Annotated in this window: 13 protein-coding genes; 5 read left to right on the top strand and 8 right to left on the bottom strand. The window is 54.5% G+C overall.

Going from position 1 to position 14,976, the window contains the following annotated elements; genetic code table 11:
• The first annotated feature begins 24 nt into the window (after positions 1–24).
• Positions 25–903, top strand: coding sequence for a MaoC/PaaZ C-terminal domain-containing protein (locus ACNQ6O_RS09840; RefSeq protein WP_418053038.1), 879 nt, complete (start codon positions 25–27; stop codon positions 901–903).
• 48 nt (positions 904–951) lie between these two features.
• On the opposite strand, the gene ACNQ6O_RS09845 is transcribed toward ACNQ6O_RS09840, so the two are convergent.
• The 7 genes from ACNQ6O_RS09845 to ACNQ6O_RS09875 form a co-directional block, all read right to left on the bottom strand.
• Positions 952–2,517 carry a response regulator gene (locus tag ACNQ6O_RS09845; protein ID WP_418053039.1) on the bottom strand — a complete coding sequence of 522 codons (1,566 nt, stop codon included), beginning with the start codon at positions 2,515–2,517 and terminating at the stop codon, positions 952–954.
• A 52-nt stretch (positions 2,518–2,569) separates the two neighbouring features.
• Complete coding sequence (gene fixJ / locus ACNQ6O_RS09850) at positions 2,570–3,190, bottom strand: response regulator FixJ (RefSeq protein WP_114333194.1); 621 nt, start codon at positions 3,188–3,190, stop codon at positions 2,570–2,572.
• Positions 3,191–3,228: 38 nt separating this feature from the next.
• The gene (locus ACNQ6O_RS09855) at positions 3,229–5,637 is read right to left on the bottom strand and encodes a Lon protease family protein (RefSeq protein WP_418053040.1); all 2,409 of its coding nucleotides are present in this window, start codon (positions 5,635–5,637) and stop codon (positions 3,229–3,231) included.
• Positions 5,638–5,799: 162 nt separating this feature from the next.
• Positions 5,800–6,261, bottom strand: a complete 462-nt coding sequence (locus tag ACNQ6O_RS09860) for a flavodoxin family protein (RefSeq protein WP_418053041.1) — start codon at positions 6,259–6,261, stop codon at positions 5,800–5,802.
• Positions 6,262–6,283: 22 nt separating this feature from the next.
• Entirely contained in the window at positions 6,284–7,336 is a 1,053-nt protein-coding gene (recA, locus tag ACNQ6O_RS09865) for a recombinase RecA (RefSeq protein WP_418053042.1), read from the bottom strand.
• Positions 7,337–7,501: 165 nt separating this feature from the next.
• A complete protein-coding gene (locus ACNQ6O_RS09870) occupies positions 7,502–8,005 on the bottom strand; it encodes a nicotinamide-nucleotide amidohydrolase family protein (protein WP_418053043.1) in 504 nt (167 codons plus the stop codon).
• A gap of 11 nt (positions 8,006–8,016) precedes the next feature.
• On the bottom strand, positions 8,017–9,111 hold the full coding sequence (locus tag ACNQ6O_RS09875) for an FAD-dependent oxidoreductase (protein WP_418053044.1): 1,095 nt from the start codon (positions 9,109–9,111) through the stop codon (positions 8,017–8,019).
• Positions 9,112–9,242: 131 nt separating this feature from the next.
• Here ACNQ6O_RS09875 and ACNQ6O_RS09880 point away from each other — a divergent pair, with 131 nt between their 5' ends.
• From ACNQ6O_RS09880 to fdxA, 4 genes are all read left to right on the top strand, one after another.
• The gene (locus tag ACNQ6O_RS09880; RefSeq protein WP_418053045.1) at positions 9,243–9,941 is read left to right on the top strand and encodes a TIGR04283 family arsenosugar biosynthesis glycosyltransferase; all 699 of its coding nucleotides are present in this window, start codon (positions 9,243–9,245) and stop codon (positions 9,939–9,941) included.
• Complete coding sequence (locus ACNQ6O_RS09885) at positions 9,938–10,567, top strand: TIGR04282 family arsenosugar biosynthesis glycosyltransferase (protein ID WP_418053046.1); 630 nt, start codon at positions 9,938–9,940, stop codon at positions 10,565–10,567. Before ACNQ6O_RS09880 ends, ACNQ6O_RS09885 begins: the two co-directional genes overlap by 4 nt.
• Positions 10,568–10,669: 102 nt before the next feature.
• The gene (gene mutS, locus ACNQ6O_RS09890) at positions 10,670–13,312 is read left to right on the top strand and encodes a DNA mismatch repair protein MutS (protein ID WP_418053047.1); all 2,643 of its coding nucleotides are present in this window, start codon (positions 10,670–10,672) and stop codon (positions 13,310–13,312) included.
• A 161-nt stretch (positions 13,313–13,473) separates the two neighbouring features.
• A complete protein-coding gene (gene fdxA / locus ACNQ6O_RS09895) occupies positions 13,474–13,797 on the top strand; it encodes a ferredoxin FdxA (protein WP_133006102.1) in 324 nt (107 codons plus the stop codon).
• Between the two features lie 90 nt (positions 13,798–13,887).
• Here fdxA and ACNQ6O_RS09900 read toward each other — a convergent pair whose 3' ends face one another.
• Entirely contained in the window at positions 13,888–14,916 is a 1,029-nt protein-coding gene (locus ACNQ6O_RS09900; protein WP_418053048.1) for a hypothetical protein, read from the bottom strand.
• Positions 14,917–14,976: the final 60 nt, after the last annotated feature.

The raw sequence follows: 14,976 nt of genomic DNA on the forward strand, positions 1-14,976 counted from the left end.
AAGCCGGCAACGGAGACAGCCTTGATGCCAGCACCGATCATTTATCGCAACACCACCCCCAACCTGCTGCCCCTCTTCGGCAGAGCATTGCTCCCCAAGCAGCAAAAACCGAACGACACCACACGCATACCGGAGCTTCAAGCTGAGGTGGTGGGCATAGCCACTGAAACCGGCTCACTGTCTAGTTACCGCAAAGTATGCGGTTTCCAAGCGAGTTCAGAGCTGCCGACCACTTGGCCACACATTCTGGCTTTTCCGCTACACCTGAAGCTACTGACCGACCCGAACTTCCCTCTCCCTCTGTTAGGCCTGGTGCATATTCGCAACAGCATTACCCAGCACCGCCCGATCATGACAGGAGAAAACCTAGACATTCGAGTAACGCTTGGAAACCAGCACCGGACAGACAAAGGCATTGAGTTTGATCTGGTGACCGAAGCACGCTCAGCGGGCACTTTAATTTGGGAAGAGACCAGCACGAACCTGTTCCGCATGTCGCGCCCAAGCTCAGGCGAGCCTAAGCCCAAAACTGCGCGCACGAAGCCGGAATCCCTTCCGTTTAGCGACTTGATCAGCGCGCCGGAAAACATCGGCAGGCAGTACGCCAAGGTGGCAGGCGACCAAAATCCGATTCACCTTTACGCACTGACTGCGAAAGCCTTTGGATTCCCCAGAGCCATCGCTCACGGCATGTGGAGTAAAGCGCATGCGCTGGCCAAGCTGCAGCAGCGGGATGATTGGAAAGACGGTGCCTTCACCATCACTTGCCAGTTCAAAACGCCGCTCCTACTACCAGGAACGGCACAGCTTAACTGGCAAGAAGGTCGTGACAGCTGGGATTACCAAGTACTTAACGCGAAAGGCACGGCACCGCACTTAAACGGGCGTGTAGACTGGCTCTAAGCGAGCCAGTTCAGGAAAGAAGACTGCCTGAGAAATCAGGCAGTGAATTTATTCAGCGGCGCAGGCATTGGTGCCTGCACCAGCCAAAGGTAGCGTGAAGTAAAAACAGGCCCCCTCACCGTCAGGGCGCTCGTAGCCAATCTCTCCGCCCTGAGCCTGAATCAGGGAACGGCAAGTAGCCAAACCAATACCCATGCCATCTTCTTTGGTGGTAAAGAACGGGTGAAACAGCTTATCTTCGGCCTCTTCAGAAACTCCCACGCCGTGATCTCGAACCTGCACACGAACACACTGCTGCCCGCAGCGACGAGCCGTCACTTCAACGGGCTCCGAGGATCCCGCGGCTCTAGTGGACTCCAAGGCATTGCGAATAAAATTCAGGGCGACCTGCTGAACCTGCACGGGATCCGCTAGCACGTCCGGCAAGCCTTCCTCGACATGAACTTCAATTCCGCCTTCGTTGTTGCGCATATCCACTTCAGCAAATTGACGAGTATCCTCAAGCAACGCGGGTACGGACAGTATCTCTTTTCCAGTCGCCGGCTTTTTCATAAACCGGCGAATACGGCGAATGATTTCACTGGCTCGGTGAGACTGAGCCTCAATCTTTTCCATGGTTTCATGAAGCAAGGAAAGATCCGGTTTTTCCTTCGTCATCACTCGGCCTGAAACACGTGCGTAATTGGCAATTGCCGTCAAAGGCTGATTAACCTCATGGGCGAAACCAGCGGCCATCTCTCCCATGGTGGTCAGCCGTGAAGTATGGGCAAGCTGGTCACGCTGCTCCTGAACAAGGGCCCGCGCTTCTTCCAGTGCTTGCTCATTGTTGAGTTCGACCGTGATATCGCGAAACACGACAACCGCCCCGTGCAACTCATCATTATCCAGCTTGGGCGTTGCTCGATACTCTGCAGGGAAAGCCCCACCACCAACACGCTGCAACTGAATATTCCGCTGATGCTCGGCCACCCCCTGGCGACACGTCCCCATAACGGGGAGGCATATATCGCTTTCAGACGCGGTGGCGAAATGCAGATCAAAGAAGTTTTTCCCGATGAGCTCTTCCACGGGACAGTTCACGATCAGCGCAGCCGCCTGATTCGCAAACTCGATAACCCCGTTCTCGTCCAGCCCGTAGATGCCTTCACTGATGGAGTTAAGAATACGGGCCTGGTCACTGACCAACTCACGGTTACGCGCCTGCAACTCCCGTTCAAGACGAATGACTTTCGCATGCGTATCCACGCGCGCAATCACTTCCTGAGACTGGAAAGGCTTGGAAATATAATCGGCACCACCCAACGAAAACCCCTTCACCTTGGAAGGCAAGTCGTCGAGGGCTGACAGAAAGACCACGGCGCAGTCGGATGTGACCGGATCAGCTTTAAGGCGCTCACACACCTCATAGCCATCCATCTCCGGCATCATGATATCCAGCAAAATAACTTCAGGGCGGTGACGGTGCGCGAGGTCCAGAGCTTTCGCGCCTTCATTGGCAATCAGCAACCGATACCCTTTGTCTTTCAAGGTCTCGTAAAGGACCTTCAGGTTCTGCGGATTATCATCCACCAACAGAACCGTCACCTCTGAGTTTTCACTGGCAATTGCAGTCATAGTCAACCTAATCGGTTATAAAGATTCTGGCATGATGACCATACCAGCCCGATCAGTCGATAAGGTCCTTTACGGACAGCACCATACGTACAAGGTGTGCGAGGGAATGAGTTCCCATCTTGTGCATCACCCGCGAACGGTGGATTTCAACGGTACGCTGGCTGATTTCCAGCTCGATGGCGATCACTTTGTTCGCCTGCCCCGCGATCATCCGATCCATGATCTCGGTCTCCCGAGGGGTCAGGCTTTTTACACGACGAACAATCTCGAGCCGCTCGCCCAACGTCTTACGTTGTTCTCTATCCTGCTCAAGCGCAGCTTCAATCTTTTCCAGAAGCGCTTCTTCCCGGTAGGGCTTTTGGATGAAGTCCACAGCACCTTCTTTCATGGCGTCAACCGCCATCGGTACATCACCATGTCCTGTTACGAAGATGATCGGCAAGATGGAATGTTTTTCGTTGAGCTTTTTCTGCAACTCCATGCCATCCATACCAGGCATCCGGATATCCAGCACGATGCAGCCGGCCATCTCTTCCGAATAGTCTTTCAGGAAAGCGCCTGCATTTTCGTAGGTTTTCACCGGCTTGCTATCTGATTTAAGCAGCAGCGCCAATGAATCACGGACGGCTTCATCGTCCTCTACTACGTACACAGTCTGCGGGGTATCAGTCATGAAAGTTCACTCTCCTGTCCGTTTTGTTATAGGCCCAATCAGTGAATGGACGGATCTTTCTGATCGTCCCGAGCGTGCTCCTGGCGCTCATGTTCACGCATTTTTTCTAATCGTTGCTGGATAATGCCAAAAACGCTTTGCTTAGGGTACCTGCCTTTGCTGTCGGCTTTGCCTGCCGGCTTACCCAACAACAGTGTAATCGCGTCTTCTACGCGAGCAACCGGGTACACCGAAAACTTACCCGCTTTGGCTGCTTGCAGTACTTCACTATCCAACATCAGGTTCTGCACATTGGTGTGAGGAATAATAACGCCCTGCGTACCGGTTAGGCCGCTTTTGAGCTCACACGTGGCAAAGAAGCCTTCAATCTTTTCATTAACCCCACCAATGGGCTGTACCTCGCCAAACTGGTTCACCGAGCCGGTAATCGCCAGATCCTGACGGACAGCAACGCCGGATAACGTTGATATCAAAGCGACCAACTCAGCCAACGATGCGCTGTCACCGTCCACCTCACCATAGTTCTGCTCAAAGGTCAGACTGGCAGACAAATGCATCGGATCGTTCATGGCAAAATGCGACGACAGCCAGGAACTGAGAATCATCACACCTTTGGAGTGAATGTTTCCGCCCAACTTCACGTCACGTTCAATGTCGATGATCTCACCGTCACCATAGTAACAAGAAGCGGTTACCCGGTTAGACAAACCAAACTCGAAACCGCCAGTTGATAAAACAGATAGCGCATTCACCTGCCCTACACAGGTACCGGTAGTGCTCACCAGCGTTGAACCGTCCCGTATGGAATCGTAAAAATGATCACGAATCCGGCTGTCACGATAGCGGGCGCTTTCCAGCGCACGGTTGACATGCGCATCGGTAATCAACCGAGCACCGGCTTGCCGGGCCCAGAAGTCCGATTCCCGGAGCAGATTGGCGATGTCGGCTGCATGCAACGACAGGCGATCTTGGTGCTCTGCTCGGCGCGCGCTGTATTCGATGATTCGGGCGACCGCTTTGGCGTTGCAGTGCAACAGTTTTTTCTCAACCACCAAGCTGGCTATAAATTTGGCGTACTGCACCTGACTGTCGACGGTTCGATACATCTCATTCTCAAAGTCCGCCGTCACCCGAAACAGCTCTGCGAACTCAGGGTCGTATTCTTGAAGCAACATCCAGGTTTCGCGATCGCCGAAGAGCACAATTTTCACATCCAGCGGCACAGCTTCAGGCTCTACAGAGATCGTGCCTGACAGAGTCAATTCCCGTTCGAGAGAATTAATTTCAATTACATGCGACCGAAGTGCGCGTTTTAACGCATCCCAAACGAACGGCTGCTCAAGTACCTTCTCCGCATCCATCAGCAGATAACCACCATTGGCTCGGTGCAAGCTGCCCGGACGAATCAGAGAGAAGTCGGTAAACACCGTGCCTTTGTACGTGACGTTCTCCACATAGCCGAACAGACTGTGGTAAGTGGGATTTTCTTCTACCACCACGGGTACTTCGCTATTGCTTTGATGCACTAGAAGGTTGATCAAATATCGTCGCGGCGCCTTTCTATCCAACGAGGCATAGGCCATCGCAGCCTGCTCTTCGCCGTCTTCCAGAAAGATATCCAGATTTTCAGCCAAATCTTTGCGAACGGCTTTCAGGTAGGTGACGACATCCGAATACTTCTCATACTTGGCTTCCAGCTCATCAAGCTGATGCCCGGATATGCCTTCGAGTGTTTCCTGATTTAACGCCTGCTGCTTTTCGGCGTACTCCAGTTCCCAGTCGGCCAACTTGCGAAGTGCTTGCCGGAGCTTTTTCTCCAACTTGTTAATGACTTCTTCAAATTTGTCACGCTGAGCATCGGTCAACTCTTTAAAGCTGTCCGGCGTGTGCGGCTGGTCTCCGTTCATGGCCACCAACCTGTATCCGCCGGGCGTACTCACCGTCAGGCTGACCTTCTTGCGTCGAGCCTGCGCTGCCACCTTTTCCAGCTCGTCTTCCTGCATTTTTACGTAATCATTTTTCAGGCTTTCGGCTCTTTCAAGGAAGCCGTCACCTTCAAATGTCTGCGGAATCATTTTGACCAAGCGGGACATCAGTTTTTCCATGTCCAGCTTCAACTGATTGCCCATGCCTGCAGGAAGTTTTAGAAGCGTCGGGTTCCGGGGCTCTTCGAAATTGGCGACATAACACCAGTCGTGGATTTGCTGTTTGGTGTCAGTGTGATGCTCAAGATAGCGCAGCATCATCGTACGCTTGCCCAGCCCGTTTCGGCCAACCGCGTACACGTTATAACCGCCATGGGGCATAGCCAACGCAAAGCGAACGGCCTCTTCAGCGCGATTTTGGCCCACAATTTCAGCCAAGGGCTCCAATTGCCGGGTCGTTTTGAATGGCAGGTCTTTCAGAACACAAGCTTTGTACAACTGTTGCAAGGGCAATGACTTCAAGTTCGGTACCCGTCGAGGTCGATTTCAAATGGTAAAAACAACCTTGCATTGTAGTGCCTGCGTTCCTGACTGTCGCGCATCACTTCCGCTTTTATCCAATTAGGCCCTAATCACCGGGCAATATCGAGAATCGAAGGACTTTACAACCGAATTGCTAGATAATCAGACCAAACCCGCATCCAGGCTGGCAGCCACATACATACCAAGCTCTTCGCACTGCGACACAAACTCTTCTTTGTAATCACCCCGACAAATCAACGGTTCGTTAACCAATTTCCAACGCAATCCGGTGGTGATACTTTCAATAGCTCGTCGCGTACCAGTGCCATCGTGCCCAGCACGAATATAAAATGCGAATGGGAGACCTTGGGCCTCTTCAAGACAGGGGTAGTAACTTCGGTCGAAAAAATCTTTGAGGGCCCCGGACATATAACCGAGATTTTCAGTGGTACCGAGGATGATGGCATCACAGGCCAGGACATCCTCGGGGCCGGCGTCCAGCGGTGCTTTCACAACCACTTCAACCGCTTCAATATCCGGGTGACGGGCGCCGTTTTCAACGGCTTCCCGCAACCGCAAGGTATTCGGAGATGGGGCATGAGCCACAATAAGCAGTCGCTTCATAATCCACCTCCACTACCTGTTGTTAAAGAAGCTCTCCGCTCACTTCAGCCGGTGCCGCCGCAGCTTCTGCCTCTGCTTTTGACACGGGCTTAGGCATTAGCTTCTCACGGACTTTGGCCTCGATTTCTTGAGCCACGTCCAAATGCTCTTCCAGGTACTTGCAAGCGTTAGCCTTACCCTGGCCAATCTTGTCGCCATTATACGCGTACCAAGCACCCGCCTTATCAACAAAGCCTTCTTTGACACCCATATCGAGCACTTCGGCCATGTGGTAAATGCCCTTACCGTACATGATCTGGAATTCAGCCTGTCTGAACGGCGGAGACACCTTGTTTTTCACAACCTTCACACGGGTTTCGTTACCAACCACTTCGTCACCGTCTTTGACCGCACCAATACGGCGGATATCCAGACGCACAGACGAATAAAATTTCAGAGCATTACCACCGGTGGTTGTTTCCGGGCTACCGAACATTACACCGATCTTCATACGAATCTGGTTAATGAACACCATCAAGCAATTGGCGTGCTTGACGTTACCGGTCAGCTTACGCAAAGCTTGAGACATCAAACGGGCCTGAAGACCTACGTGACTGTCACCCATCTCGCCTTCAATTTCCGCCTTCGGTGTCAGTGCGGCTACCGAGTCAACGATGATGACGTCAACGGCGTTGGAACGCACCAGCATGTCGGCAATTTCCAAAGCCTGCTCACCGGTGTCAGGCTGCGATACCAGCAAGTCGTCTACGTTGACGCCCAGCTTCTCAGCGTAGATAGGGTCAAGCGCATGCTCGGCATCGATAAAGGCACAGGTTTTACCCTGCTTCTGGGCTTCGGCGATCACCTGAAGGGTCAAGGTGGTTTTACCAGAACTTTCAGGACCGTAAATTTCAACAATCCGGCCGTATGGCAAGCCGCCTATACCCAGAGCAACATCCAGCCCAAGAGAGCCGGTAGATACCGCAGGAATGGCTTCGCGGGGCTGATCACCCATTTTCATCACGGCGCCTTTACCGAATTGGCGTTCAATCTGGCCAAGTGCTGCGCTAAGTGCTTTCTTGCGGTTGTCTTCCATTATTGCCCTACCTTGTTTACCTGAACGACTGAACCTCAAAATCTTTGCGGTCAGCAGCGACATTCAAAAGAATACACCGAAGGCTATTCAGTGTTTTCCTGTATATTTGAACAGTATTAAAACATAAGCGTTCGCAGAGACCAACCCCCGGTAAAGCGAAAAACATCACAGCGTTCTCAGAAACTCTGCAACCCCTTGCAGAACATACAAAACCGCCTGACGCCGCACCTCATTACGGTCACCATCAAAGCGCTTTACACTAGCCTCGGTACGCTCACCCTCCACCCCCCAGGCAAACCAGACGGTGCCCACAGGCTTGCCCTCACTACCGCCGCCCGGACCGGCGATGCCGCTGATCGCCACAGCCACATCGACGTTTGCCGCTTTTATCGCTCCTGCGACCATCTGTCGAACCACCGCCTCGCTCACAGCGCCATGTTCTATAAGCGCGGACTCTTCCACGCCCAAAATGGCCCGCTTGGCTTCGTTGCTGTAGGTCACCAGCCCAGCCATCATGAACTCCGACGACCCGGCCTTATCGGTCAGCACTTTGGCCACCCAGCCTCCGGTGCAACTTTCTGCTGTCGCAATGGTTCGGCTCTGTTGCTTTAGAACCGCGGCCAACTGATCTCCAGCCTGTTCAAGTGCCTGTTCTGATACCTGCACCATTTGATCTCCCGTTAGAAACCACCCACAAACCCACGATCAATTTTGTCTTTCAAACGCCAAACCCACTTCCCGGAAAAAGCGAACGGGCCGTAACTCCCTACCGCGACTTTGTCGCCACAGGCAATAAGGTACAACGTATTGGCTCGCGGCTGAAAGGCAGTGAATTCACCCGATTCTGTCGCTGCACGCAGATTGGCCGCCAGCACGGGCGCCGCACGAACCGCATGCACACCGGACCGGTTTAACGCTTGGTCCAATCGACTACAGGCATCGCCCGCCGCGAAAACCTCCGGATGAGACACGCTTTGATGACACTCATTCACCAACACAAAGCCTTGGGTATCCACAGCCAGCCCACTGGCTGCCAGAAAAGAAAATGACTCGGCACCGGTTACGGCCACAACCAGATCCGGGCGTAGGGACGCGCCATTCGTGAGGATCAGATAACGGCCCGCCGCCTCAGCTCGCTGCTCAACAATCTCCACACCTAATTTTGTCAGCTTCCGCTGGGTTAACTTACGTAAGCGATGACTAAAGTCAGGCAGGAGCCCCTGATTGCCTGTTATCAAAGTTACCCGGGCATCCGTTTCAGCGCCCTCTCGGCGGGCATGGGCTATCGCCATGGCCAGCTCTGCACCTGCTGCACCTCCACCTATTACAACCAAATCCCGGGCCTTAGCCTTAGAACCATCAATGTGGCGCAACCACTGCTGGTGAAACTGCTCCAATGGCTTAATGCTCAGCAGCGGCCCGGTGTACCCACGCAGACTCTCGAGATTGGTTTTCGCGCCAATATCGATTGAAAGCCAGTCGTAAGCCAGCAAACTCCCTTCCGCCAGCTGAATCTGCTTAGCGTCCGCCGATATTTCCACCACACGACTGAGTACAAGCGTGGCTCCGGCAGCTTTGGCCAACGGTTCAGCGTCGATTCGACATTGGTCCACGGTGTAATGCCCGGCAATCCAGCCGGGAATCATGCCTGAGTAGTATTGCCATCTCGAGGGCGTCACCAAAACCAACTCAACGTCTTTCAGGGGCGCTTTCACCCATTGTTCGAGAGCAATCAGGTGCGCATGGCCAGCCCCCATCAGAACCAGTCGTTTCATAACGCACGCGATGAGTGGCGGCGGCACAACACAAACAAAGGTATTCTCAAGTGCAACTCCATCTGGTTAGATAACAAGGTTATCGCTTCTGACCCGCTAATCCCCGAAATGTTACGGAGTACCTTGTTTACGTGCCACGCACTTCCCCGGTTCAACCTGAACTCTCCATCATCGTACCGGTGCTGAACGAGGCGGCAGCATTACCGAATTTATTGGCGCATTTGTCACATTGGCAACAACGAGGCGCCGAAGTCGTCTTAGTCGATGGCGGCAGCATAGACCAAACCGTAGATATTGCCCGCGGCGCAGGCTTTGAGATCATCACCACTTCAGCCGGCCGTGCCAGTCAGATGAACGCCGGAGCGCTAGCCTGCCACTCAGAACATTTGCTCTTTCTTCACGCCGACACACGGCTACCCGACAATGCAGACTATATTCTGGTCCGCACATTCACCTCCAGCTCTCTGGTGTGGGGCCGATTTGATGTAGCCATTGAAGGGCGCTCAAAGATGCTGCCGGTGGTCGCGACACTGATGAACTGGCGCTCGCGCCTCACCGGCATTGCTACCGGAGACCAGGCGTTGTTTATGACTCGAGAGCTGTTCAACAAGGTCGGCGGCTTTCCCGAACAACCGCTGATGGAAGACATTGAAATCAGTAAGCGCCTAAAAACAATCAGCCCGCCAGTGTGCCTGAAACAAAAAGTGATCACCGCCGGCCGCCGGTGGGACGCTCGCGGCAGTTGGCCAACCATCCTACTCATGTGGCAACTCCGATGGGCTTACTGGCGGGGCGTGCCCGCCCAACTACTGGCAGAGCGTTACCGATGAAGCCTATCCGAATCATCATCATGGCTAAGGAACCACAACCCGGCCGGGCCAAAACCCGCCTGATACCGGCCTTGGGGGCGCAAGATGCAGCGGCACTGGCCGACCGACTGTTCCGCCGGGCGGTGCAACAAGCGTTGGCCGCCAAGCTGGGGCCCGTTGAACTGCACATCACACCGGCCCCATCGTCGCCCTATTGGCGCAAACTGCCAGAGGCCAAACGCTGCGAACTGTTCTCACAGGTGCCGGGTGATCTGGGTGCCCGCATGTCGGCTGCAGCGCGGAATGGTCTTAGTCAGGGGTCAGCCGTACTCATCATGGGCACAGACTGCCCAGACCTTGATGCCAAACAGCTGCAAAGCATGGCGCAATCACTTCAGACTCACGACAGTTGCCTATGCCCGGTCACCGATGGTGGCTATGCACTTATCGGCTTACAACAGTTTTCCGAAACGCTTTTCACTGAAATTCCCTGGAGCACCGCACAGGTTGCCCCGATCACAAGAGATCGTCTGAACGCTCTCGACTGGTCGTGCCACGAAAGCGAATTCCTGAACGATGTAGACGAGCCTGAAGATCTGGCACGACTTGCTAAATACTATCCCGAGCTGATTTCTCCCAAAGGCTAAACCACGTTTAATCGGAATCGCCAAGAAAGGCTCTTCGAGCCCATCGCAGCTCGTGGTAACATCCCACCCTTTTATACGATTGCCCCCAGTTACCGAGGACATATGACGGCATCCGCGAAGAACCCGGCCAAACAGGACGCACCCAAGCACACACCAATGATGCAGCAGTACCTCAAGATCAAAGGTGAACACCCGAATGAAATGGTGTTCTACCGCATGGGGGACTTTTACGAGCTGTTTTACGACGATGCCAAGAAAGCCGCCGAGCTTCTGGACATCACCCTGACGGCCCGCGGCCAATCCGGCGGCAACCCCATCCCGATGGCTGGCGTGCCGTTTCACGCAGCGGAAGGCTACATCGCGCGCATGGTCCGCGCAGGCCAATCCATTGCCATTGCCGAACAAATCGGTGACCCAGCCACCAGCAAAGGCCCCGTTGAGCGCCAGGTTGTCCGCATTGTTACCCCGGGCACACTGAGCGACGAAGCCTTTCTGGAAGATCGCAGAGACAACTTGCTAGCGGCTATCTACAGCCACAAAGAGCAGTTCGGCTTTGCCTCACTCGACATTTCCAGCGGGCGCTTTGCCGTATCTGAGTTTGATAGCCTCGAGGCCCTGCAAGGTGAACTTCAGCGCCTACGCCCCGCGGAAATCCTGATCAGCGAAGATTTCCCCTACGGCGAAATTCTTGAAGGCTTTACCGGCGTGCGCCGCCAAGGCCCATGGCTGTTCGAAATGGATACCGCACACCGGATCATCACCCAGCAGTTGCAGGTAAAAGATCTGACCGGGTTTGGCTGTGAAGACCTGCACCTCGCCGTCTGCGCCGCGGGCTGCCTGTTGCAGTACGCACGGGAAACTCAGCGTACCGCCCTGCCCCACATTCGCAAGCTGACTCGGGAACGTCGGGAAGAAGCGGTGATTCTGGATGCGGCCAGCCGCCGGAATCTGGAAATCGACACCAACTTGATGGGTGGCCATCAGTACACGCTAGCATGGGTGATGGACCGTACCGCCACCCCTATGGGTGCCCGGGAGCTTCGTCGCTGGCTGAACCGCCCCCTGCGGGATATTCATGTGGTCCGCCAGCGCCAACAAGCAGTCACCGCTCTACTGGACGGGTTCCACTACGAACCGACACACGACCTGCTCAAGCGTGTAGGCGACATTGAACGCATTCTCGCCCGGGTTGCCTTACGGTCCGCACGCCCCCGGGATTTGGCCCGTCTTCGTGACGCCTTCCAGACTCTGCCCGATCTTCAGGAAACCCTGAAAGCCGTTCAATCGGAGCATGTCGCCCACCTGGCGAACACGATCAGCGAGTACCCAGAACTGGCCTACCTGCTTGAACACTCCATTATCGATAATCCTCCCGTGGTTATCCGTGATGGCGGCGTGATTCGCGAAGGCTTCGATGCCGAGCTGGACGAGCTGCGCAACATCAGCGAAAACGCTGGCCAGTACCTGCTTGATGTGGAAACCCGGGAACGCGAACGCACGGGCATCAGCACCCTGAAAGTCGGTTACAACCGGGTACACGGGTACTACATTGAAATCAGCCGCGCCCAGTCGGACCAAGCCCCGGTGGATTACATCCGCCGTCAAACCCTGAAAAATGCCGAGCGTTTCATCACGCCCGAACTGAAAGAGTTCGAAGACAAAGCTTTGAGCGCCAAGAGCCGCGCACTGGCTCGGGAAAAGGGTTTGTACGACGAAGTACTGGAAGCGGTAGCCGAACAGCTGGCCCCACTACAAGACGCAGCTCAAGCGTTGGCCGAACTGGACGTGCTCAGCAACTTTGCAGAACGCGCCACCAGTCTGCGCTTCACGGCACCGGAATTTACCGAAGAGCCCGGCTTTACCGTTGAAGAAGGTCGCCACCCTGTAGTTGAACAACTGCTGGACGAGCCCTTCGTACCGAACAACCTTCTAATCGACGACAAGCGCCGCATGCTGGTCATCACCGGCCCGAACATGGGCGGTAAGTCGACCTACATGCGCCAAGCCGCGCTGATTGCCTTACTTGCCTATACCGGAAGCTTCGTACCGGCAGACCGCGCAGTATTAGGGCCGGTGGATCGAATTTTCACCCGCATGGGCTCATCCGATGACATCGCCGGTGGCCGCTCTACCTTCATGGTGGAGATGACCGAAACCGCCAACATCCTGCACAACGCCACCGAGCACAGTTTGGTGCTGATGGACGAAGTGGGCCGGGGTACCAGTACCTTTGACGGCCTATCCTTGGCTTGGGCAACCGCTGAGCATTTGGCGAAAGAAATTCGATGCTACACGCTGTTTGCCACGCATTACTTTGAACTCACTCAGCTAGCGGAAGATTTGGAGCACGCCGTCAACGTGCACCTGACCGCGACCGAGCACGATGACAGCATTGTGTTCCTCCACAACGTACACGATGGCCCGGCGAGCCAGAGCTACGGCCTCCAAGTGGCTCAACTCGCAGGCGTTCCCCAGGACGTTATTCAACACGCGAAAGCTCAGTTGGCGCATTTGGAAGGCAGTGCCGGCCCGGTGGCTGAGCCGCAAAAAGCCGAGCCTGCGGCTATCCAAACGCCTGCACCTGCAGCAAACGTTGCCGACCACAGCGCGTTCCAAAGCGACATGTTTGCCAGCATGGAACCGAGTGACGTCGAACGCGCTTTGCAGAAGCTGGATGTTGACGGCTTGAGCCCAAGAGACGCTTTAAATCAGCTTTACGAACTCAAAGCATTGTTGAGAAATTAGCAGGTATAAGCGTTAACTTGACCTAAGTAATAAGGTTATAGCGGTCTGAGGCTTGCGGCTGCGAAGGGCGCTCCCTACAATATCGCGCATTAATTAAGAATGGGGCCGATTTTTCAGAGCTCCTGATGAGACTGTTTGTTCTACGAACCAGGGATCCGACTATGGCGTTTATCGTTACTGATAACTGCATCAAGTGCAAATACACCGACTGTGTAGAAGTCTGTCCGGTAGACTGCTTCTACGAAGGCCCCAATTTTCTGGTTATCGACCCGGACGAGTGCATTGACTGTGCTCTGTGCGAACCAGAATGCCCGGCAGAAGCCATCTTCTCGGAAGACGAGCTGCCTGCTGGCCAGGAAGCATTCGTAGAGATCAACGCCGATCTCGCGGGCAAGTGGCCCAACATCACTGAAAAGAAAGATCCGCTGCCAGACGCAGCAGAATGGGATGGAAAAACAGACAAACTTCAGTATCTGGAGCGCTGATTCCAGCCGATACCCAACACAAAAAAGGCCGGAAGATTTACGTTTTCCGGCCTTTTTTGTGTTCTACAGTCACCCGATGCCTGCAAACGGTTACTCAGCCAACAATTTCTTGGCCGCCGCAGAGCGGTAAAACGCCCCCAATCGTCGGCGCAACAACGCTTCCAGGTAGCCCTCTTCGCGCAGGACATCAACCACCGGCAAGGCCAGCTCTTTGAGCTCGGTCACGATCACTTCGCGGGTGACACCCAAGTCTTGCAGCAGATCGATAACCGGCACACTGCCATACTTCTCATAAAGGTGGTCAACCACGGCTCTTGCACACCCCTCGAAATAAGGCGTTTTCCGGAAGTTTAGCCAAAACTCATAACCCAGCACGACAAACTCCTGAAGCCGAACATCCCCCATCCCTTCGTTCAGCTCGGCGATGGTAGTTCCTTCCAGCGAAACCCACGCCGCCATCACGCTATCCCGAAGTTCATCGTCGGTCAGGGCTTTCTGCAGAAATTGCTCACTCCGGGTAATCAGCCCCGGCAGGCTGTCAGACAACCAAGCTTTGATGCGCCGCTCAAAGGTTTCATCCAAGCCCGGCACCGCCTTGTTGGCCACCTTCTTGCCGAACTTCATCATCGAACCCACACCTGGCACTGAACGGGCCAGCAAGTTGTCCTCGTACAGATAATTGACCAAACCGTGGTACACCACATTAGAGACCAGCTCTTGGTAAACCGGGTGCGCCATAATTTCAGCAATGAAGCGTTCGCGCTGCTGCCGCAGCTCCAGAGTTTCCTCAACAAAGGCTGCAGCCTGTTCCCGCGACAATATTTCACCCAGAGTGGTCTCGGCCTGCACCGGTGCACTCGTCACTTTCGCCGCCATTTCGCCCGCCAGCTCGGGGATGCCGGCATCCAGCTCCATGTTCACCACGATGCGACGAATCACCCCCATCACCTGTTCTGCGCTGACGAGTTGCTCCAGCGTAATGGTGTCAGCGTGATGGAGCAGCTCATCCACTTCGGTTTCCAGGAACTTGGTCAGCTTTGCGCCTTTCAGAGCGGACAACTCATGTTTAACGTGTGCTTCAAAAAGCGCGTCGGCCACGCTTGGCGTAGATTGGGTCATAAAAATGCCATCCTTTCGGGAGGTTCCGGAAAATTAAGAAAGGAGGCTAACACGTATGCT

It is taken from the genome of Marinobacter sp. SBS5 (assembly GCF_048285575.1).
In the GTDB taxonomy this organism is placed as follows: Bacteria; Pseudomonadota; Gammaproteobacteria; order Pseudomonadales; family Oleiphilaceae; genus Marinobacter.

What these genes read in the sequence shown, in the direction of transcription:
- ACNQ6O_RS09900 (WP_418053048.1), bottom strand. Translation starts at nt 14,916, where the DNA reads ATGACCCAATCTACGCCAAGCGTGGCCGACGCGCTTTTTGAAGCACAC.
- recA (WP_418053042.1), bottom strand. Translation starts at nt 7,336, where the DNA reads ATGGAAGACAACCGCAAGAAAGCACTTAGCGCAGCACTTGGCCAGATT.
- ACNQ6O_RS09840 (WP_418053038.1), top strand. Translation starts at nt 25, where the DNA reads ATGCCAGCACCGATCATTTATCGCAACACCACCCCCAACCTGCTGCCC.
- mutS (WP_418053047.1), top strand. Translation starts at nt 10,670, where the DNA reads ATGACGGCATCCGCGAAGAACCCGGCCAAACAGGACGCACCCAAGCAC.
- ACNQ6O_RS09875 (WP_418053044.1), bottom strand. Translation starts at nt 9,111, where the DNA reads ATGAAACGACTGGTTCTGATGGGGGCTGGCCATGCGCACCTGATTGCT.
- ACNQ6O_RS09870 (WP_418053043.1), bottom strand. Translation starts at nt 8,005, where the DNA reads ATGGTGCAGGTATCAGAACAGGCACTTGAACAGGCTGGAGATCAGTTG.
- ACNQ6O_RS09885 (WP_418053046.1), top strand. Translation starts at nt 9,938, where the DNA reads ATGAAGCCTATCCGAATCATCATCATGGCTAAGGAACCACAACCCGGC.
- ACNQ6O_RS09845 (WP_418053039.1), bottom strand. Translation starts at nt 2,517, where the DNA reads ATGACTGCAATTGCCAGTGAAAACTCAGAGGTGACGGTTCTGTTGGTG.
- fixJ (WP_114333194.1), bottom strand. Translation starts at nt 3,190, where the DNA reads ATGACTGATACCCCGCAGACTGTGTACGTAGTAGAGGACGATGAAGCC.
- fdxA (WP_133006102.1), top strand. Translation starts at nt 13,474, where the DNA reads ATGGCGTTTATCGTTACTGATAACTGCATCAAGTGCAAATACACCGAC.
- ACNQ6O_RS09860 (WP_418053041.1), bottom strand. Translation starts at nt 6,261, where the DNA reads ATGAAGCGACTGCTTATTGTGGCTCATGCCCCATCTCCGAATACCTTG.